Origin of the sequence: Synechococcus sp. ROS8604 (assembly GCF_014279655.1) — a bacterium.
Taxonomy (GTDB): domain Bacteria; phylum Cyanobacteriota; class Cyanobacteriia; order PCC-6307; family Cyanobiaceae; genus Synechococcus_C.
This window is the reverse complement of the sequence record NZ_CP047946.1, coordinates 712,292-731,890: the sequence shown is the minus strand read 5'-3', so window position 1 is coordinate 731,890 and position 19,599 is coordinate 712,292. Positions and strand designations below refer to the sequence as shown.

General features: G+C 50.7%; 19 protein-coding genes. 11 read left to right on the top strand and 8 right to left on the bottom strand.

Annotation, left to right across the window (positions count from 1 at the left end):
• Positions 1–5 precede the first annotated feature (5 nt).
• The 4 genes from SynROS8604_RS03860 to SynROS8604_RS03845 all read left to right on the top strand — a co-directional run bounded on the left by SynROS8604_RS03860 (position 6) and on the right by SynROS8604_RS03845 (position 4,146).
• A complete protein-coding gene (locus tag SynROS8604_RS03860; RefSeq protein WP_186545199.1) occupies positions 6–533 on the top strand; it encodes a prepilin-type N-terminal cleavage/methylation domain-containing protein in 528 nt (175 codons plus the stop codon).
• On the top strand, positions 530–1,192 hold the full coding sequence (locus SynROS8604_RS03855) for a Tfp pilus assembly protein FimT/FimU (RefSeq protein WP_186545198.1): 663 nt from the start codon (positions 530–532) through the stop codon (positions 1,190–1,192). Before SynROS8604_RS03860 ends, SynROS8604_RS03855 begins: the two co-directional genes overlap by 4 nt.
• 110 nt (positions 1,193–1,302) lie before the next feature.
• Positions 1,303–2,997: a VWA domain-containing protein gene (locus SynROS8604_RS03850; RefSeq protein ID WP_186545197.1), complete on the top strand. Its 1,695-nt coding sequence runs from the start codon at positions 1,303–1,305 to the stop codon at positions 2,995–2,997.
• 159 nt (positions 2,998–3,156) lie between these two features.
• Positions 3,157–4,146 (top strand): sodium-dependent bicarbonate transport family permease, encoded by a 990-nt coding sequence (locus SynROS8604_RS03845; RefSeq protein WP_186545787.1) that lies wholly within the window; start codon positions 3,157–3,159, stop codon positions 4,144–4,146.
• A 53-nt stretch (positions 4,147–4,199) separates the two neighbouring features.
• Here the strand turns inward: SynROS8604_RS03845 and lepA are convergent, their stop codons facing one another.
• A complete protein-coding gene (gene lepA / locus SynROS8604_RS03840) occupies positions 4,200–6,014 on the bottom strand; it encodes a translation elongation factor 4 (RefSeq protein ID WP_186545196.1) in 1,815 nt (604 codons plus the stop codon).
• Between lepA and SynROS8604_RS16195 the strand changes: the two genes are divergently transcribed.
• Positions 5,955–6,431 (top strand): multidrug efflux SMR transporter, encoded by a 477-nt coding sequence (locus tag SynROS8604_RS16195; protein ID WP_370586544.1) that lies wholly within the window; start codon positions 5,955–5,957, stop codon positions 6,429–6,431. The genes lepA and SynROS8604_RS16195 overlap by 60 nt on opposite strands.
• A 49-nt stretch (positions 6,432–6,480) precedes the next feature.
• Here SynROS8604_RS16195 and SynROS8604_RS03830 read toward each other — a convergent pair whose 3' ends face one another.
• Positions 6,481–7,950 (bottom strand): malate:quinone oxidoreductase, encoded by a 1,470-nt coding sequence (locus tag SynROS8604_RS03830; protein ID WP_186545194.1) that lies wholly within the window; start codon positions 7,948–7,950, stop codon positions 6,481–6,483.
• A gap of 84 nt (positions 7,951–8,034) precedes the next feature.
• Here SynROS8604_RS03830 and SynROS8604_RS03825 point away from each other — a divergent pair, with 84 nt between their 5' ends.
• Together SynROS8604_RS03825 and SynROS8604_RS03820 are read left to right on the top strand one after the other, a co-directional pair.
• A complete protein-coding gene (locus SynROS8604_RS03825; protein WP_006854698.1) occupies positions 8,035–8,280 on the top strand; it encodes a NifU family protein in 246 nt (81 codons plus the stop codon).
• A gap of 426 nt (positions 8,281–8,706) precedes the next feature.
• Positions 8,707–9,444: a hypothetical protein gene (locus SynROS8604_RS03820; protein WP_186545193.1), complete on the top strand. Its 738-nt coding sequence runs from the start codon at positions 8,707–8,709 to the stop codon at positions 9,442–9,444.
• Here SynROS8604_RS03820 and SynROS8604_RS03815 read toward each other — a convergent pair.
• On the bottom strand, positions 9,397–10,089 hold the full coding sequence (locus SynROS8604_RS03815) for an alpha/beta hydrolase (RefSeq protein ID WP_370586543.1): 693 nt from the start codon (positions 10,087–10,089) through the stop codon (positions 9,397–9,399). The two genes, SynROS8604_RS03820 and SynROS8604_RS03815, sit on opposite strands and share 48 nt — an antisense overlap.
• 290 nt (positions 10,090–10,379) lie before the next feature.
• A complete protein-coding gene (locus SynROS8604_RS03810) occupies positions 10,380–11,090 on the bottom strand; it encodes a DUF4079 domain-containing protein (RefSeq protein WP_186545785.1) in 711 nt (236 codons plus the stop codon).
• Between the two features lie 289 nt (positions 11,091–11,379).
• Between SynROS8604_RS03810 and SynROS8604_RS03805 the strand changes: the two genes are divergently transcribed.
• Positions 11,380–12,588 carry an aminotransferase class V-fold PLP-dependent enzyme gene (locus tag SynROS8604_RS03805; protein ID WP_186545192.1) on the top strand — a complete coding sequence of 403 codons (1,209 nt, stop codon included), beginning with the start codon at positions 11,380–11,382 and terminating at the stop codon, positions 12,586–12,588.
• Between the two features lie 3 nt (positions 12,589–12,591).
• On the opposite strand, the gene SynROS8604_RS03800 is transcribed toward SynROS8604_RS03805, so the two are convergent.
• Positions 12,592–13,764 carry a hypothetical protein gene (locus SynROS8604_RS03800; RefSeq protein WP_255445172.1) on the bottom strand — a complete coding sequence of 391 codons (1,173 nt, stop codon included), beginning with the start codon at positions 13,762–13,764 and terminating at the stop codon, positions 12,592–12,594.
• Between SynROS8604_RS03800 and SynROS8604_RS03795 the strand changes: the two genes are divergently transcribed.
• Together SynROS8604_RS03795 and cax are read left to right on the top strand one after the other, a co-directional pair.
• Positions 13,754–15,037: an ABC transporter substrate-binding protein gene (locus SynROS8604_RS03795; RefSeq protein ID WP_186545190.1), complete on the top strand. Its 1,284-nt coding sequence runs from the start codon at positions 13,754–13,756 to the stop codon at positions 15,035–15,037. The genes SynROS8604_RS03800 and SynROS8604_RS03795 overlap by 11 nt on opposite strands.
• A 49-nt stretch (positions 15,038–15,086) precedes the next feature.
• Positions 15,087–16,232: a calcium/proton exchanger gene (cax, locus tag SynROS8604_RS03790; RefSeq protein ID WP_186545189.1), complete on the top strand. Its 1,146-nt coding sequence runs from the start codon at positions 15,087–15,089 to the stop codon at positions 16,230–16,232.
• An 18-nt stretch (positions 16,233–16,250) separates the two neighbouring features.
• Here cax and SynROS8604_RS03785 read toward each other — a convergent pair whose 3' ends face one another.
• The 3 genes from SynROS8604_RS03785 to yidD are packed head-to-tail and all read right to left on the bottom strand — an operon-like array spanning position 16,251 to position 18,289.
• Positions 16,251–17,774, bottom strand: a complete 1,524-nt coding sequence (locus SynROS8604_RS03785; RefSeq protein ID WP_186545188.1) for a UDP-N-acetylmuramoyl-L-alanyl-D-glutamate--2,6-diaminopimelate ligase — start codon at positions 17,772–17,774, stop codon at positions 16,251–16,253.
• 25 nt (positions 17,775–17,799) lie between these two features.
• Positions 17,800–18,108, bottom strand: a complete 309-nt coding sequence (locus tag SynROS8604_RS03780; protein ID WP_186545187.1) for a glutaredoxin family protein — start codon at positions 18,106–18,108, stop codon at positions 17,800–17,802.
• Entirely contained in the window at positions 18,089–18,289 is a 201-nt protein-coding gene (gene yidD / locus SynROS8604_RS03775; RefSeq protein ID WP_255445277.1) for a membrane protein insertion efficiency factor YidD, read from the bottom strand. Before yidD ends, SynROS8604_RS03780 begins: the two co-directional genes overlap by 20 nt.
• Positions 18,290–18,427: 138 nt before the next feature.
• Here yidD and SynROS8604_RS03770 point away from each other — a divergent pair, with 138 nt between their 5' ends.
• Positions 18,428–19,585, top strand: a complete 1,158-nt coding sequence (locus tag SynROS8604_RS03770; protein ID WP_186545186.1) for a hypothetical protein — start codon at positions 18,428–18,430, stop codon at positions 19,583–19,585.
• Positions 19,586–19,599 lie beyond the last annotated feature (14 nt).

Below are 19,599 nucleotides of genomic sequence, written 5' to 3'. Positions count from 1 at the left end.
CCTCCATGCTCTCCAATCTTCACACCTTAAAGACAAAACAAAACAACGTTGTGCAACAGGGGTTCACCTTGGTTGAGGTGATGATTGCAGGCGTGATCATGGCATTTGTGATGGCAGGCGTAAGCCGGTTCAGCATCTCCTCGTTGGCATCTGGGGCCAACCAACAGGAGCGTACTCGTATTGAAAATGCGATTAACGACAATATTCAACTCATTCAGAAAGAAGACGCCTATCTAACTCTTAAGAACCTTGGCAGTGAAGCAGAGAAGAAAACAGCCTGCTCAAATCCCACACAGAAACTAACCGATATCATCACAGCCAAGGTTCCTTTACCAACGGCTGAAGGCATCAATCAAACCATCCAAAGAGTGCTCAGACCACTATCCAAAAATGATCTGGACATCCTCATTGTTGAATACACCTTTACTGCACCAGAATATCTAGGAGAACCGGACTCTTCCAATTACAAAGAAAAGCGCACCATGGAAATGAACCCTAATTTTTCCTCCCGTTGCTACACAACAATCTCATGAATCAACTCAACCCAAAACTGAATGGATTTACCCTTGTTGAGCTATTAGTTGTGGTTACGATTTTATCCCTAGTCACATCATGGAGTGCACCCAGTTTTCTGCGCAAAGTCTGGCAGGGGGAAGTGGATCGCTACACACAGACAGTGGAAGCCGGAATGCTGAAGCTGATGCGAAAGCTGGGAACCACGCGATCCAGTTGCACCCTAACTTTTCCTGTAAGCAAAAGCTTTCAACCCACTTGGGACATCCTCGAATTTCAACAACCTAATGGTAGTAGCGCCACCAATACAAGAATGGAATGCTGCAATTCAGACTTCGCAACAGCAAATCTTGACGAGGGATGCCTCAATAACCTTGATCCGCTTTTTCCCCCAACCTTTCGCCTGATTCAACGGGAAGGATCCAGCGACCGCACCAATGTTGAAGTGGCCGTCTCACAAAGCAGCTACTCCCTCACGCCACCGGGAACCAGTGCTGAAACAGGTAACCTCACCTTCCGCATCCGTTCCCTGAAGCAAATGGACCCTGCAATGCTCAAGGGGGACGGATCCAACCGATTAGTGGAACGTTGTATTGAGATTTCAGGAACCGGAAACCTCATGCGAGGCAAGTGGCTGAACAATCAGTGCATAGAAGAAAAATTAATAGAAATCACCTAACTCTCAGTGAACACCAACCCACACCTCAATCACTCAACAATTCAGCAGATGCATACTGATCAAGGAACCGTTGATTTGAATCAGGAACAAAAAAGTTTGCATCTTCCATCATGACCAGTCTGCAAGTTGCCCTCAAAACATCCAAGCGTGGTCGTCGCAAACAGGAAGCTGGTCAGATCAGTCTCACCGAGGCCATGGTGGCAGGAGTTGCCTCAACCTTGATTGTGGGGGCTACAGCTCTATCGATGCAATCCACGGCAAAAATCATCAATACCTCCGCTGATAAGGCAACACTCCGGCAGAACACGGTGAATGGAATGCGCTTGATGCGAACGGAGGTGGAGCGGGGGCTTCATCTGATAGTTCACAACGCCAATCCGTTTCCAGACGCTGAACAACATCTCAATCTTCAAAATCCACGTTATTCAGATGTTCTCAGCAAATGCACCAACCTGGCTGGAACCAAACTGTTCAAGCCACTGTTTGGGATCAAAATGGTGGAACTGTCCAAACCCGTGGTTTACGGGCTCGCGAGTAACAACAACAGCTATGGCTACACCATCCAGCGTTGCGGCCCACCCTTGAAACTCGATGGTTCCTTCGATGAAACAGAAGAGCTCTTCCTCTCCAACATCCTGGAACAAATCGCTGCTCTTCCATCGATGTGTGGAGAGGAGCCTTGCCCCCCCCAACCCGTGAACGAGATTCTGTCTCAAATCGATTTCTCCTTCAATCAAGGGGTGACCCCATTTCGGAGCCCACGGGAACCGGCCCTGAGGATGGAGACCGATTCCAACTTCAAGCTGATGAAATTCATTGATCCCACCCCGGACACGGACAATGAACCGACGAGTCAGCCATTTCCGATTACAGCCAGCTATTTACAAAAAACAAAAAATGGCGTGGATATTACCAAGCAAAATGTTTATTTTACTGCCTTCGCACGTGCCGACAAACGGCTGAACAACACCGATGAAGTCATGGAAGGAGGCGTTCTGAGCGGAGCCTTCTTCCAGAACATCACCAGTAGCAATGTGCGCTTTGTGATCGATGGCTCCGGATCGATGAGCGCCTGTGTGATGTGGGGAGACGGTTACGGAATCTACCGAACGTTTTATGACCCGAAAAAAGGTCGCTACAAAGAAACGAACCGAATCTGTGCACTCACCCGCATGGAGGCCCTGATCAGCGAAATGACCATGCTGATCGGTGCACTGCCGAACACCACCAAGATGGGCATCACATCGTTCAGTTCGGATGGGTACACCAACCACAAATCCTGGACCGATTCAACCACCAACCTGGTGAGCCTTGGCGCGGATGGAAAGCGAGATTCAGCGATTGAGTTTGTCAACACCTTGAATGACGACAAAGTCACCAGCTGGGGTGGAACGGACCCCTGGGATTCGATTCAGCAGAGCTTTGATGACACCGAAACAGACACTCTTTATTTCCTCACTGATGGCAAACCCAATAAGGACCCTAACGGAGGCAAATGGTCCAGGAAAGATGAAACACGCACGGCCGAGCGCTACTCCTCTAAAAATGAAGGCCGCACGCACAATGGAAGCAATCAACCGCTGATTGTGAACACCACCTCCATTGGCATGGAATCAAGCTGGCTGACCCAACTGGCGTTGCTGACCAACGGTAGTTACAACCAAATCGATGAAATCACCGTTGCGAATAACAGCAACAATGGCCATGGCAACAATCTTGATGATTGCGACCCCAGCAATCCGAGTGCCAATTTTGATCATTGCAATAACGAAGATGACATTGAACTCTCCGGAAAAACACCTTAATTGAAGCATAAGCGAGCCAGATAAAGTGTCGAAGATAGCTTCTGTTGCAGATAAAAGTGTTGAAACTGAAGCAGGCTGATCAAAACGATTGATTCAAACGCATACAAGTGGCGTGTCACCCAAGTGGCAAGCTACCTTGGACAAAGCCACATCAATCCATTGAATCAAAGCCTCATTCTTGAAAATATATTTTCACCCGCTGTCCTGTTCTTTTTCATGGGAGCCGCTGCCGTCTGTCTGCGAATCAACCTGGAGATACCACCGCCCATCTCCAAATTACTGTCCATCTATCTGTTGATCGCCATTGGATTCAAAGGTGGCGTGGAGCTTGTTCGCAGCGGGCTCAGTGGATCCGTTGTCACGGTTCTGCTGATGTGCTTGATGATGGCCATCGTTGTGCCCCTCTATGGCTTTCCCATTCTCAGGCGACGCTTTGGGCCTGAGGATTCTGCAGCCCTTGCAGCCTCATTTGGATCGATCAGTGCCGTGACGTTCATCACCGCAAGTTCCTTTCTCAATGAAATCAAAGTGGAACATTCTGGATTCATGATTGCCGCACTCGCCTTGATGGAGTCTCCGGCCATTGTGATGGGATTGATCCTGAACGGAAGGTCACAAAGCCAATCCAAGAACACGCCCAGCACATCGCCACAGCTGAGCACGATCATCCAAACATCCATCCTGAATACATCTGTTTATTTACTCTTGGGGTCCCTTGTTGTTGGTGCCTTATCGGAAACATTCGATCATTCCGGTGTTGAGAAGATCGCTCCATTCACCAACCAGATTTTTTATGGCGTGTTGTGCCTGTTTCTCTTGGAAATGGGGATATCAGCCGCCTCAAGAATCGGCGAATTAAAGAAAAGTGGACTCTTCTTGATTGCCTTCTCGATTCTCTTCCCTGTTCTGAATGCATTCGTTGCGATCGCTTTAGCGTCGTTATTCAAACTGGATCCTGGCAATGCGCTGTTGTTCGTGATCCTTTGCGCCAGCGCCTCCTACATCGCTGTTCCGGCAGCCATGAAAACAGCTCTTCCCCATTCCAATCCGAGCCTTTATCTATCAGCAGCCCTGGGAGTGACCTTTCCGTTCAATATCATTGTTGGCATTCCTCTTTATTTCTCAGTGATTGAACGTTTATCAGCGTAAGGGCTGACCGATCAGCCTCAGATCAGCCTCAAGCGACAACAAAACGATCAAAATCAAGAGGTTTGATTCAGTTTCAATACAGCCATAAAGGCCTCTTGCGGTACATCGACTTTGCCCATCGCCTTCATCCGTTTCTTACCCTTTGCCTGTTTCTTCAACAGTTTCTTCTTACGCGAAATATCACCGCCGTAGCACTTCGCAAGCACATCCTTACGGATCGCGCTAATACTCGTACTGGCAATAATCCGGCTCCCGATAGAAGCTTGCAAAGGAATTTTAAATTGCTGGCGCGGAATCAATTCCTTGAGCTTTTCAACTAAGCCCTTGCCCACGTTGTAGGCCTTATCGCGGTGAACGATCGTGGTAAGAGGATCAGCGCGTTCTGCATTAATCAACACATCCAAGCGCACAAGCTCGTTCTTGCGATAGCCGATCAGGTGATACTCCATCGAGGCATAGCCCTGGGTGCGGGTCTTCATTTGATCGAAGAAATCAGTCACCACTTCTGCTAAGGGCAATTCATAAATCAAGGTCACCCGTTCCTTGGTGATGTATTTCATATCGATGTAGTCACCTCGTCTCTCCTGGCACAGCCCCATCAATGCTCCATTGAACTCATTCGGCGCATAAATTTCCATGCGCACATAGGGCTCCTCAATCGATTCACGTTGCTGAGGATCTGGGAGTGTGGCCGGATTATCCACCATGATTTGCTCACCATTGGTGAGATTCACGGTGTAAATCACTGATGGCGCAGTAACAATCAGATCCAGGTTGTATTCACGTTCCAAGCGCTCCTGCACAATCTCCATGTGCAACAGGCCGAGGAATCCGCAACGGAATCCAAAGCCCATCGCACTGCTGGTTTCGGGTTCAAATTTCAGCGCTGCATCAGAGAGCTGCAATTTGTGCAGAGCTTCTCGTAAATCCGGGTATTGATCGGCTTCTGTAGGAAACAAGCCACAAAAAACCATCGGTTTGGCTTCTGCATAGCCAGGCAGCGGTGCATCTGCCGGCTCGTTCAGCAACGTAATCGTATCTCCCACCCGTGCATCCGCCACCGCCTTGATTGAGGCCGCGAGATAACCCACCTCTCCAGCATGGAGCTCATCCACCTTTTTCTCATCCGGGGCCATGATCCCGACTTCGTCAAGTTCATAGGTTTTGTTGCTCGCCATGAGCAACACCTTGTCTTTGCGACTAATCCTTCCGCTCATCACACGGAAGTAAACAATCACGCCTCGGTAAGGGTCGTAATAAGAATCAAAGATCAGCGCTTTGGTGGGCTCTTCCACTGTGTCGGCAGGAGGTGGCACCCGATCCACCACCGCTTGAAGAATTTCCGGAACGCCTAGACCCGTTTTGGCGGAGCACGGAATCGCATTCGAGCAATCCAAGCCGATGATCGCCTCGATCTCCTCCTTAATGCGATCCGGGTCGGCACCAGGCAGATCAATCTTGTTGAGCACAGGAATGATCTCAAGATCGTTCTCCAGCGCCATGTAGACGTTGGCCAAGGTCTGAGCTTCAACGCCTTGGCTTGCATCCACCACCAGTAAGGCCCCTTCACAGGCCTGCAGGCTGCGGCTCACCTCATAGGAGAAGTCCACGTGGCCGGGGGTATCAATGAGGTTGAGCACATACTCCTCACCATCCGCCGCCTTGTAGTTCATGCGGGCCGCTTGGAGCTTGATCGTGATCCCCCGTTCCCTCTCCAGCTCCATGTTGTCGAGGAACTGCTCTTGCATATCCCGATTGGCCACCGTGCCGGTGTCTTGCAGCAACCGGTCGGCCAACGTCGACTTGCCATGGTCGATGTGGGCAATGATGCAGAAGTTGCGAATCCTTTTGACGGGAGCGTCGGTCATGCGGTTGGCGAAATCCCGGCTCGGGCTTCAGAAGGCAATGCGCCAATCCTAAGGAGCCGCCACCAATTCGATGAGAGAAACGCTGCATGCCCCCACCCTGGATTCTGTGATTGCTTGGCGATCGCTTCCGAAGTGATGGGAACCTCTTTTCTCAAACACTCTCAAGGGTTCAGCAGACCTATTTCCGCAATCGTTATGCAAGCCGCTTACTCCACCTTGATGCTGTTGCTCTCTCGCGTCGTGCAAACGATTTCGCTTGGCATCACTTATGCCCCCTGGAGTGGGATCGGTATTATCGCGATTGTGCTGGTTGCCTTGCTTGCCTACAAGCAAATTCCCTCACCAGGTCAGCTTACGGGAATCGCCATGATCACAGCTGGGGGGATCATCGTGAATCTCACTGGCAAGCATCCCTGAACTCCACAATGGGGCTTCCGCCGATTCATCGGAGCGCGCCTGCGCCTAACTAGCGTGCAATCTGCAAACCAAGCAGCGCATCACTGCGATCTCGGCTGCGCTGAAGGAGCTCTCTATCCGCATTGAGATCTTGCCCATAGCTCGGCAGTAACGCTTGCAAGCGCTGCTGCCACGCTTGCGAAGCCAAGCGATCAGGCAAACAGCGTTGAAGAATTTCCAACATGATCGTGACGGAGGTGCTCGCGCCAGGAGAGGCACCAAGCAGGGCAGCCAACGAACCATCGCCAGAAGCAACCACCTCCGTACCCAATTGCAAACGGCCTCCAGTGGGGGTGCGTTTGATGATCTGAACGCGCTGACCAGCCACCGACAAAGCCCAATCGTCCGCGCGAGCCGTTGGGAGAAAAGCCTTTAACGCCTCCATCCGATCCTCACTGCTTTGGCGCAGTTGATTCACGAGATAACGAACCAAGGGGATGTTGTTGACCCCAACTTGAAGCATGGGCAACACATTGGAGGTGCGCACAGAACGAGGAAGATCCAGCAAAGACCCCTGCTTCAAAAACTTGCTGCTAAAGCCGGCATAGGGCCCAAACAGGAGGGAGCGACGGCCATCGATCCAGCGGGAGTCGAGGTGGGGCACCGACATCGGCGGAGCCCCCACCTTGGCTTTGCCATACACCTTGGCGAAGTGATGCTCCGATAAATCCGGGTCATTGCAGACAAGCCATTGCCCGCTCACGGGAAACCCGGCGTAAGCAGCCGCTTCAGGAATGCCCGAACGTTGGAGGAGAGGTAGGGCCCCACCACCGGCACCGAGAAACACAAACGGCGTCATCACGTCGCGGCGTCCAGAGGGGCCACGCAATTGCAGCTCCCAGCCCTCTGCGCGACGGTTGAGATCAGACACCGAAGTCCCGAACACCAGATCAAGGGCCCCAGACGCTTGCAAGGGAACAAACAGAGAGCGAGACAAAGCCCCGAAATCCACGTCTGTGCCGCGCTCAATCCTGGTGGCTGCAACTGCTTTTTTAGGATCTCGCCCGGCCATCACGAGCGGAATCCAGGAAGCGAGCTCAGCCTCATCGCGGCTCCACTCCATGGCCGCAAAAGCAGGCAGCGGCTTCAACTGCTCATAGCGCTGGCGCAGGTAGGCCACATCGCCCTCACCCCACACAAAACTGATGTGGGGCACGCGGTGAATAAACCCAGAGGGATCTAAACGACCCTGCTCACAGAGGGACGACCAAAACTCGAGGCTGCACTCAAAACTGGCATTGATCGCCAGCGGTTTCGCCATTGAAATCGTGCCATCAGCCTGAAGAGGGGTGTAATTGAGCTCACAGTTGGCAGCATGGCCGGTGCCAGCGTTATTTCCCGCAGCGCTGCTTTCTAAAGCGGGTGCCTCTAACCGTTCAACAACCAACAACCGCAAGTCTGGATCGAGTTCATGCAGGAGGGTTGCCAGGGTGACACTCATGATCCCAGCACCCACGAGCACAACGTCGTAGCGGTCCAAGGGGCGAACAGATCTGCTGTCGACAGGCTATGAGGCCGAGCGGCTTAGAAATGCCTAGGATTGGCTCAGTCTGAATATTGAACGATGAGCACCGAGACCATGGCCCTCACCAACGAGAACGTGGAAAAGGTGCTCGATGAACTTCGCCCCTTCCTGATGGCCGATGGTGGCAACGTGGAAGTCGTTGAGATCGATGGTCCGATCGTGAAAGTTCGCCTGCAGGGCGCTTGCGGAAGCTGCCCGAGCAGCACGATGACTTTAAAAATGGGGATTGAACGCAAGATGCGCGAATCGATTCCTGAGGTGAGCGAAGTGGTCCAAGTTCTCTGAAACCATTTATTAAACCTAACTCAAGACACAGCCTTAACAACAGCAATCAAGAGATTATTAAAATCACTTATTAGCGTCTTATACCTTAATCCCGACAAGGCTAATTTCTAAGATGAGTTTAAATTATTATGCGTATCCTCTGATTTCGTTTTCCCTTCAACACTTTCATGCGATCCAAAGGTGCGACCATTTAAGTTTCCATGACGTTCACTGCTTTCAAAGGATTGGCAATATTGCACAGAACAAAAGCCACACAACCCCTAATTGAACTTTGATGGCCAATGACCGACATGCCATCTAGGCATGTCGGTATTTCAAACTTAAACTTTGAGGCAGTCTTTCAAGGCGATAGAACTCAGCAATTCAAAAGAATGTTTGTCTTGCGATGAGAGGCCACACTGAAACAGTCTTCAGGTGTCGGCCGTGATGCTCTGGATCTCTTCCATTCTCTGCGTGACTGCGATTGCAAGTGCGCACTGGCTCGCAGCCAAGGTGGCAACGCGACCTGATCGCGAACAGGTGCGCTGGGCCTCCTTTGGAGGCGGAGCAGGAATCGCCTACGTATTTGTGCACCTATTGCCAGAACTTGCCAGTCATGGACAAGCCTTATCTAAAGCCCCTGGGATGGAAACCTTTGCCCCTACCCCCATCACAGAGGCATTGCTATTTCTGATCGCCCTAGCAGGAATCATGGTGACGTACAGCCTTGATGTGCTCGCCACCCATGAACGCAAGGCTGGCAGGGTTGCGAGATCACTGCACACGCTTAATTTCGCTGCGATCAGCTACCTCTATGCCTATTCGCTTCCGTCCCTGATCAGCACCGGATTGGCCTATGGAATCTTGTTCACCATCGCCATCAGCGCCCATGTCCTCCTAGCCGATCGGACCATGGACGCTCGGCATCCAGCCATCTACCGAACACGCATGCGCTGGGTGGGAACCGCTGCCCTGGTCTTGGGGCTGTTGCATGCAGCACTCCTCCACCCCGTGGACGACCTCCATCTCGCCATCGCCACAGCATTTCTGGGAGGGGGACTGCTCATGGCCGTGTTCCGAGAAGAACTCCCGGCCATTGATCGCGCCCGTCTTGGTTGGTTTGTGGCTGGCACCGCATCAATGACCAGTCTTCTGCTTCTTGCGCTCACCCATGCCACGCACTGAGTATGGATTGCAAGCAACGAATCCTTCACGCAGAAAAAGGGCTGCCTCAGCCGTTGCACGTTGACCAGGCGTAAATTCCCGTGAAAAGAGCTGCCCGCAATGAATCATTCCAGGCACAACAGGCAAAGCCACATCATGTCCTGCTGTTTTTAAAATTGAAAAACAGGCGATCGCATCACTGAGCAACACTTCACGATCACCAACCTGGAATAATGTACGGGGATAAGAGCGGTAATCCTGCTGCAAACAGTCAAGATCTCGTGAATCATATGAACCATCCTCTGGCAAATAATGGGAAGAGATAGCTTCGAGTCGCTGCAACGACACAAGATCATCGTTGGCATTAAAAGCAACAGATTCTCTCCCACAGCTGAAGTCCATAACCCCTGCCATCACCAATGCCACAGCGGGCATCGGCAAGCCCTTCCTTTTACAGCGATGCAGCAATTGCGTCACCAATGTGGCCCCAGCAGAAATTCCTGTCGTACCAATCGCCTCTGCTCGATAGCCCTGCGCTAACAGCCAGCGATAAGCATCTTCTATATCATCGAGAGCAGCTGGAAAACAATCGTTCGGGCACAAACGATAATCAACCCCTAGAAAACTGATCCCTGAATCCTCTACAAGTGAGGCAATCAATTGCAAGTGATCATCCGTCGATCCCATGGTGTATCCCCCACCATGGAAAAACAAACACACATGTTCGCTACGGCCCGAGGGAGGATCAATCCAGGTGTAGATCATGCCCTTGATAGGAGAGCAGCGCTCACGCCCAATAACATCCGTCTGAAAGCTTCGATAGAGCGCAGAAAAAGCTCGCGACATGGCCTCAAGCTCATGCCCCCCAAGCTCACACGTTGCAAAAACAGTGCCTTCAACGCTGAAGAATCCATGGGTTGAAGCCACAACCCTCTCTCTTTAGCCAGATGGGTCAGTCAGGGCTGTGCATTGGGATCCAGTGAAGGACAGGTCTTCGCATTGAAATCACAGGCATAAATGGTGGACTTCTGCCAACCGAGCGGAATCTCGAGAAGGTCACGGGTTCCTGTGAGGCCTTGCGTCAAAAACAACAAGGCCGCCAGCACGTTGGCGGTAACATGCAATCGACGCATGCGAATGTCGCGCAGTATCTCAGCGCGAGCACCCAGGGAAAACAACATCAAGCCCGTTACTCCAACACCAGCCCAGTAATGGGACTGCCAAAACGCAGGCGTAAGGGGATTATCCGAAAGCCGCCAAACCTCAGGCTGGGCGCCAAGCCCCAACACTCCGGCCCAGGTGATGAGAGAGAAAGCCAACCTCAATCCAGGCCTCTTGCAACGCCAAAGGGCGAGGAGGCTCACGATCGTTCCAACCAACACCAGCAACAGCTGGATCGCACGCCCCAGACCCCCTTTGAACTCAGCGACAGGAACCTTCGTGCCAATCACAACAGAGAGGGCAATCAACACCACAATCACCACAGCCGCTGCAAGCCAACGACCCAGGTCGCTGTGGTCGCGCCCAACCGTGACGGGGAGATTCTGTTTCTGGAGCCGACGTGCACGCGTCTGGACGGCCAAGCGCACCACCACACCCACCAGTGGATAAACCAAAACCACGGCAAGAAAAGGATGCAAGATCCACAACCAATCAACGCCGGCCATCACCAACAGAGCATCAACGCAAAACGTAGCCACGCTGCCCAAACATGCCGAAGCCACCTGTAGGCATCGTCGTAGCCCTCAAAGACTCAATGGTGCCGAGCAAAAAGGGACAAAAAAGCAACATCAAGACAACGCAATCGCGTCGTTAGCAAGAATGATTCACACAACAATTCCCCTCAAAATCATCCATAAATGAATGGCCAAAACCATGCTTAATCACTGGCGCAAGTCCTGGTAGATAGCTTGGTGCTCATCAGAAGCCTCTCGTGATCCATACCTGATCGACACCATGGACATTCGAAACTCCCTCCGCGATCTCTGTCCAGCACTGGGCAACAAGACCTACTTGAACTACGGCGGACAGGGACCGTTGCCAACGCCGTCGTTGGAGGCCATGACCCAAAGCTGGCAGCGCATCCAAGAACTGGGGCCCTTCACTACAGATGTGTGGCCGTACATCAGTTCAGAAACAAACAAAACGCGTGCGGTGCTGAGTCGCATGTGTGGTGTAGCTCCCCATCGCCTTGCACTCACCGAAAACGTCACCAGCGGTTGCGTGTTGCCCCTTTGGGGACTTCCCTTTGAAGCAGGTGATCGCCTCCTAATCAGTGATTGCGAGCACCCAGGAGTCGTCGCGGCATGCCATGAACTCGCCAGACGGGAACAGCTGGAGGTCGACAACCTCCCTGTTCAGCAGTTCAGGCAAGGACGTGAGACCCAACACGACACCGACGCAGGCGTGCTTCAAGCCTTGGAGAACTCTCTACAGCCACGCACCAAAGTGGTGGTGCTGTCTCATCTGCTCTGGAACACCGGGCAGCTGATGCCCATCCCTGCGGTGGCAGAGCAGCTTCATCAGCATGCTCAGCAACCTTTTCTGCTCGTGGATGCAGCCCAAAGCATGGGTCAAATCCCTGTGGAAGCAGCAGCCCAGGCGGCTGATATTTATGCATTTACTGGCCACAAATGGGCTTGCGGTCCCGAGGGGCTTGGAGGTGTGGCCTTATCAGAAAGAATCCTCAACCAAGCCAATCCAACCCTGATTGGCTGGCGCAGCCTGCGCGATGAAACACGCGCCGTGATCGATGATCCAGACCCGTTTCACCACGACAGCCGGCGCTTTGAAATTGCAACGAGCTGTGTGCCATTGATGGCAGGGCTGCGTCAATCGTTGAGCTTGCTCGCAAGTGAGGCGAGCGAGCAACAGCGCCTCGAAGCCATCCAATCTCTTAGCGGCGAGCTCTGGAGAAAGCTGAATGAGCTTCCGGGAACCACTCCCTTACTCGAGGAGGAGCCCCCCGCAGGATTGGTGAGCTTCCAGCTCAACGATTCATGCTCCCGAAGCACAACTGACATCGTAAAAATACTTGGTAGCAAAGGGATTTGGATCCGCAACCTGGAAGAACCCATCTGCCTAAGAGCCTGTACCCACATCACCACAGAAGAACGCGAACTCACATCCTTCGTGAAGGCTCTTAAAGAGCTGACGGGCATCTAATCATTAAGCCCCTGCGGGTATTAAGTACCAAGAAGTCACCACAGCAATAGAGCAAAACAACACCATAGAAAGCGGCCAAACCTCATCTAAGAATTCAAGTCTTTTCGAAAGATTATCGCGCGCCTCTCCAAGCGGCATACTCTCCATATCGGCATAACGACGTCCAATCCATACCAACAAAACAAACGCCAACAAAGTAATGACATAAGCAATCACATAGACCTGATCCAGAAATGTCAGGAAGGGAAGATCAGGAAGTTCCCCTCGATAGACCTGCTGCAAGAAAACCAAAGTCAACAAAACTGTTACCGGAATTCCGGCTCGGGCGTCTTGTTCATCTGGACGGATTTTGAATACGAGTAGGACCATCACCATGACCACCAACAAAGGCAACATCAAGCGCCAAAAAGAGGACCAGGATGAGGTTCCAAACGTAATATCATAAAGAATAAGACTATAGTCTCGATCAAGTCCACCCAGGCCAAAATTGGTAGCATAGTTATGGCGGTACTCAGCAATCGACCAGCCTCGGTTCAACCAACCAATGATTCCCGTACCCGCATAGAGACCCATCCCGCTATTACGACTATCAGGTTCAAAACGTAGTGTTCCATAGCCAAGACCACCAGCTACATCATCAGCCTCGATCGCAATCGGCAAACTAATTGTAAGGAAAGGAAAATGTCTAAAGCTTGCTCGATCGATATAAAAACGTCCAACATAAGTATAAAGCTGATAGTAGGTACCATCAGACAAAATTGCTGGCTTATCTTGCACAGGATGCAACACAGGATCCGCGTCAGACAACAACGCATTCAGCAACGAAATATGCTCTTGCAAATCCGTATCGTTTGCCTCTAAGTAATCCTGAAGAGGCTGCTTCCAACGCATCCATACATAGCCGTTTGACGAAAAGCTAGGAATACTTAAATCTAAATCATAAGTACTATTTGAATACACCCCAATCTTTACATGATATAGCGCATCATCCAAGGCATCAATATCAGCTTGAATTTCACCTCCACTCAACGATTCTCCTCGCTGAGAACTCCAGCCATCTCGAGGAAGACGATCCACTGATGTCGTCAAAGCACGAGAAGCTGAAGAAAGGCGCAGGGAATCACGACCTGGCACTTGATCAACATTTAAACTAGTAACTCCAACGATGGAAAGCAAGGCTGCCAGCACAACTGACGCGATCGCCAAGATGTTCCACTTTCTCCGTCTTCGAACCTTCGTCATGAAAAAAAAAGCAGCGAATCAAACAAGTGTTTTACGGGTTAAGCCAATAGCAACGATTCTTCATAGAAATACCCTTATAGTAATTGGACTCAGTCTATCGATCGCCTCCACATCAGCCCAACAAAAAGAATCCCAAACATACTCTGATAGCAAAAGCACGATCCTCCTCGGTCAATCCTTACCACTGAGCGGACCTTCAGCTCAAATCGGGAAAAAATATCAAGCTGGAGCGGAAGCATGGTTTAACGAAGTGAATCGACAGGGAGGAATCAACGGAAAAAAAATCCGCTTGATTAGCCTCGACGACCAGTATGAGCCTGAGCAAACCATCAGAAACACGAAAACCCTGCTGGACCGCCCCAACCTTCTCGCCTTATTTGGGTACGTAGGCACACCAACAACAAAAGAGATCCTTCCCGTCATTGAAAAAAGAAAAGTCCCCCTCATCGCCCCTCTAACAGGCGCTTCAATCCTGCGAGACAACGAATTGAAAATGGTGGTGAATTTAAGGGCCAGCTATCAAATGGAAATCGATAAAATTGTGGATAGTCTTGTTCGAAATGCGAGACAGAAAATAGCCATTATCTATCAAGATGACGCCTTCGGGAAAGATGGACTTAAATCTGCAGAATCAGCACTAAAAAGGCACGGCCTAAAACCATATGCAATCTCCACAGTTCAAAGGAACTCTGCACAAATACAATCAGCACTTCAAGTCCTAACATCCACTCAACCAAACGCCATCATCATCATTTCGACATACGTCAGCTCAGCAGCGTTAAGCAAAGAGTTACTAAAACGAGATACAAAAGCCCAAATCATGAATGTGTCTTTTGTTGGCACCAGAGCCCTTGAACAATCACTGCCTGTAGGACAAGCCAATGGCATTGGGGTTAGCCAAGTCGTTCCCTTTCCCTGGGACCGCTGGATTCCTGTTGTCGCAGAGTATCAACGCCTCATGCGCGTAAACAATCCTTCAGCCCGTTTTGGCTTCACAAGCCTGGAAGGATTTATGGCAGCCAAATTAATCACAGAAGGGATCAAAAATGTCCAAGGGCCACTCACAAAAGAAACTCTCCTCACAAGCCTTAAGTCGATTAAAAAAGTAGACTTGGGAGGATTTCAGCTAGACTTATCAAGCAATAACAACCAAGCTAGCAATTACGTTGAGCTCACATTTTTTGGAGCACAACAATGGGAGCCCTAAACTTCTGCCGTAGCAAGGATCTCAACCCCATTCCAACATCAAACAATACATGCGCTCAGCCCTTCATAAAGTCGACGAACTCATACCCCAAAGCTTGATATCCTCCTTCGTCCAATCCGGACGCTGGAAGCTGATTCCAGCGCTACTCATGCTGGGGCTAACACAGCTGGCCTCGATGCAGGGTTGGCCAACTCTGCTTTGTTTCATTGTTTCAGCGACAGGCATCATTCCGATCGCCCTGTTGCTTAGCGATGCAACGGAAGAGATTGCAGAACATAGCGGAGCAACGATTGGAGCCATCTGCACCGCAGTGTTTGGCAATTGTGCTGAATTTATTATTGCCCTATCGGCTCTAAGGTTGGGCCTTATCGATGTTGTCAAAGCGAGTATTACTGGAGCGATTCTCTCCGATCTACTTCTCGTTACGGGCGTGGCGATGCTTGTAGGTGGTTTGAAATACAGCGAACAAAGTTTTCAGGAAACCATGGTTCGCACCAACGGTGCGGCTATGACCTTAGCTGTCATGGCGATGGCCCTACCTGCATCCCTCATCAGCACATCAGGAATCGATGATCCCATCGCAATTCATGGCCTATCAATGACTGTCGCGGCGATCCTTATTGTTATTTACTTCTTAACGCTAACATTCTCACTCGCAACCCACAGCCATCTATTTGACCCCAACTACATCCAAAGCGATGACGCTGACTCGCCTCAAGATGCAGTAAAAAAAATAAACTTAGGACCTTGGATTATTCAATTAATTCTTAGCACGGCGTGCTTGGCTTATCAATCTGAAAGCTTTGTTCATTTTTTAGAGCCTGCCACAGAACAGCTCGGTTTCAGCGCCCTATTCACCGGAATCATCATCATTCCGATCATTGGGGGGTTTTCAGAGTATGTGCCTGCCGTTAAAGGGGCCTTAAAAAATCAAATGGATCTCCCCATTTCTTTAGCGATGGGATCCAGCTTGCTTGTTGCCCTACTAATCGCGCCAGCACTGATCATGATTGGATCTGTGATCGGTCAGCCCATGAATCTTGACTTCACAGCCTTCGAAGTCATCGCACTCATCTTTAGCGTCTTAATTGTGAACCTTGTCAATATGGACGCAAAATCAAATTGGCTGGAAGGTGTTTTGCTCCTAGGAATGTTTTCGATTTTCGGAGCAGCTTTTTACTACTACCCAAGTTAGAAGTTTAAGAATAGACGTTTAAGAGCTCAATTTATCTTGCAGGGCTTTTAAAGCCTGTTCACGGTCATCAAAATGAATTTTTTCGGTACCCAGAATTTGATAATCCTCATGACCTTTACCAGCAATGAGAACAAGGTCTTGTGAGCCAGCATTCTGAATCGCTTCCGCAATGGCTTCAGCTCGATCCAGGGTCACCGTTAACGCAGTTCCATTAGGAATTCCACTCACAACATCATCCAGGATTTGTTGAGGATTTTCTGTGCGTGGATTATCAGAAGTCACCACCACACCATCAGCAAGCTCTGACGCAATCGCAGCCATCTGCGGACGCTTGCCACGATCCCTATCACCGCCGCAACCAAACACACAAATCAGTTTGCCGTCCGCGAAAGGGCGACAGGCCTTCAAAGCGCTGCGTAATCCATCTGGCGTATGGGCGTAATCCACCAAGACCGTGGGCAGCGCTCCCCCCTTTGAGGTCACAACAACCCGTTCCATCCGACCAGGAACGCCCCCGAATGTGCTGATGGCTTCAAGGAGCGGCTCCAAAGGGAGACCTTGCTGAAGCAAGACCCCTACGGCCTGCAACAGATTCATCACATTGAATCGACCCAGCAGTGGAGAGTGAAACGAGCCCTCACCAACCGGACTCAACAGGCGGCCTTCAACCCCAGACGAGCCCATCACCAAATCAGACATCGTCAATTCTGCAGAAACTGAGCCCTCGGATAACGAACTCCGCCAACAACGATCGCCCAACCGCTCCGCTAGTTGTTTTCCCCAAGGGTCGTCCACATTCACGACAAATTGAGCCCCACGATCAGCGACCAGAGGTGGGGCAAGCGGTGTGGCAAACAGGCGAGCTTTGGCTTCAAAATAAGACGCCATCGTCTCGTGATAATCGAGATGGTCCTGAGTGAGATTGGTGAACACAGCACCAGAGAAGCGGCATCCAGCCACCCGATGCTGATCAAGGGCGTGGGAACTCACCTCCATGGCCGTGATCTCAGCGCCAGCGGCACAGGCCTCAGCGAGCTGAGCCTGCAGCCGATCAGCCACAGCGGTGGTGTGCGTTGCGGTCACGCTATGGCCAGGCCAGCGATTCAGAAGGGTTCCAAACAGAGCAGAAGGACGCCCACAGGCCGAACTCAAATGTTCAATCAAATGCGTCGTGGTGGTTTTGCCATTGGTGCCCGTAACCCCAATCAAGCCGATGCGATCACTGGGGTAATTCCAAAAAGCTGCTGCCAGCTCACCAGCCCAGAGAGCAACTGGATCAGGCACCACCACCACAGCGTCGCTGTGTTCAGGAGGCTTAGCAGCAGCGGCAGCTGAGCCAATCAGTACAGCGGCAGCACCATCAGCGAGAGCATTAGGCCAAAAGCTGCCTCCATCCACCCTTCCGCCGGGAAGACCGATGAACAAACTCCCAGGCCCTACGCCACGTGAATCACAGGTGATCGATTCGATCACGACATCGACCGAGCCCTGGGGGACAGGCAAACCCACCGAATGGAGCAAAGCATGGAGTGTCTGGGTCATCGCTGGGGCACCACAGGAGGGTTTTCTAATCCGAACCTGTCCCAGTGGAACAGACCCGCTGCAACCAATTGCGCAATCCATCCCCACTCAATCTGGGGGAAACGCGAGGGAGCTCCGTGTCGTCCAAGACCAAAACGGGAACCTCGAGGTCATAACGCGCGCGCAATGACACTGGACATTCGGGTGAATCAATATCCACCACCTCAAGCTGTAGGGGATGAACATCTTGCTCAAGATTGAGATCTCGCAAGCGCTGTTCGAGCCCCTCACAGAGACAACAACCAGCCCTGCTAAAGAGCAACAATCGCCGTGAATCAATCGGGGACGGGGTCACAGCCGCAGGGAGTAAAGGGATGGCAGCGCAGCAAACGACGCAGGGTTAACCAACCACCACGCCAAGGGCCATGGCGCTGAATCGCCTCGATCCCGTAAGCACTACAGGTTGGGATAAACCGACACCGAGGGCCGATCAAGGGTGAAATCCAAGTGCGATAGATGCCGATCAAGCCGAGCATCAACCGGCTGATCCATGTCTCGATCACGGCCAACAGACCAAATAGATGCTTACATCTTAACGAGGTGTGCTTAAACGCAAAATATTTTGCCCCCCAATCAGGGATTATCGTTTCAAAATCCTGTAGTGCTTTTTATACGTGGCACGAAGAAAGCAAATTGGTGCATTTTTTGCAGCATTGATATCCTTCTGTCTATGGATAGGAGTCCATTCTCCATCAGGTGCAGTTGAATATATCCCTGGACAAGCGAATAGAATCAAAGATTTATCTCAGCTCAATATTTCCGAATACGGCTGCCCAGAGAAAGAGCTTTTACCCACTCATCCATTGGCGCCGCCGCAACCAATCTCAAAGCTCAAACCCATTCCTGTGGGAGTCAGCATCCACATCAATGAATTGCCTTCAATCTCCGATACACACAATAATTTTCAGCTTGATGGATTACTGACTTCCACATGGTGCGATCCACGCATCATCAGCGATCTTCCGGAGGATGAAGATGAGCTCGTTCTGTTCAAATCCGCTGCGGAGGACTGGATGGGATCCCATTGGGTTCCTCAGCTTGAATTTACAAATCGCGTCAGCGAAGCCTTTTACCAAACTCAAACCATCACGCTGCATCGCAGTGGAGCAGTTGAAAGGAAAGCGCGTTTTGAGGAAGGACTTGGCTCAGAATTTAGACTCGAAAAATTCCCCTTTGACCAGCAACTCCTGCACTTATATGTACAGTCCTTTAGCTGGGACAAGAATGTAATCAAGCTAGTCGAACTTGGAGATGTCGTAAGCCTAAGCAAAAACTCCAAGCTTCCAGAATGGAAAATTAAAAATTTAGATTATATAATTCGCAACCATGACGACCCTGAGCAAGGAAGCAACGAATTCTCAAGATTATCAGCGACGATAACAATCTCAAGACGGTCAGGCCACTTTATCTACAAAATATTCCTACCACTAGGGATTCTCACCTTCACAAGTATCTTTTTCCTAGCCATCCCTTTAGAGGCATTTGCGGACAGACTGGCATTCATTTCCGGACTGCTGTTTACAACTCTTGCTTACCAAATCATTATCACAAGTTCAGTACCAAGAGTCCCGTATCTAACCCTAGGCGATACTTATACAATCTTTCTATTCGTGTTTATGATTTCAGAAGTCTTCATCGCTTATTACATCTCACAAACAATTGCAAAAGAAGGCTCAGAACGCGTTCCAACACTCGAAAGAATCATGGAAATCTTCCTTCCAGCAACCTTCATAGCATCTCAAGGTCTTTTTGCTTGGATTGCGCTAAGTTAAAAAGAAAAGGCAAG

What these genes read in the sequence shown, in the direction of transcription:
- yidD (WP_255445277.1), bottom strand. Translation starts at nt 18,289, where the DNA reads ATGCTCGGCTTGATCGGCATCTATCGCACTTGGATTTCACCCTTGATC.
- SynROS8604_RS03805 (WP_186545192.1), top strand. Translation starts at nt 11,380, where the DNA reads ATGGACATTCGAAACTCCCTCCGCGATCTCTGTCCAGCACTGGGCAAC.
- SynROS8604_RS03850 (WP_186545197.1), top strand. Translation starts at nt 1,303, where the DNA reads ATGACCAGTCTGCAAGTTGCCCTCAAAACATCCAAGCGTGGTCGTCGC.
- SynROS8604_RS03855 (WP_186545198.1), top strand. Translation starts at nt 530, where the DNA reads ATGAATCAACTCAACCCAAAACTGAATGGATTTACCCTTGTTGAGCTA.
- lepA (WP_186545196.1), bottom strand. Translation starts at nt 6,014, where the DNA reads ATGACCGACGCTCCCGTCAAAAGGATTCGCAACTTCTGCATCATTGCC.
- SynROS8604_RS16195 (WP_370586544.1), top strand. Translation starts at nt 5,955, where the DNA reads ATGGTCGATGTGGGCAATGATGCAGAAGTTGCGAATCCTTTTGACGGG.
- SynROS8604_RS03825 (WP_006854698.1), top strand. Translation starts at nt 8,035, where the DNA reads ATGAGCACCGAGACCATGGCCCTCACCAACGAGAACGTGGAAAAGGTG.
- cax (WP_186545189.1), top strand. Translation starts at nt 15,087, where the DNA reads ATGCGCTCAGCCCTTCATAAAGTCGACGAACTCATACCCCAAAGCTTG.
- SynROS8604_RS03795 (WP_186545190.1), top strand. Translation starts at nt 13,754, where the DNA reads ATGGAAAGCAAGGCTGCCAGCACAACTGACGCGATCGCCAAGATGTTC.
- SynROS8604_RS03810 (WP_186545785.1), bottom strand. Translation starts at nt 11,090, where the DNA reads ATGGCCGGCGTTGATTGGTTGTGGATCTTGCATCCTTTTCTTGCCGTG.
- SynROS8604_RS03860 (WP_186545199.1), top strand. Translation starts at nt 6, where the DNA reads ATGCTCTCCAATCTTCACACCTTAAAGACAAAACAAAACAACGTTGTG.
- SynROS8604_RS03820 (WP_186545193.1), top strand. Translation starts at nt 8,707, where the DNA reads ATGCTCTGGATCTCTTCCATTCTCTGCGTGACTGCGATTGCAAGTGCG.
- SynROS8604_RS03785 (WP_186545188.1), bottom strand. Translation starts at nt 17,774, where the DNA reads ATGACCCAGACACTCCATGCTTTGCTCCATTCGGTGGGTTTGCCTGTC.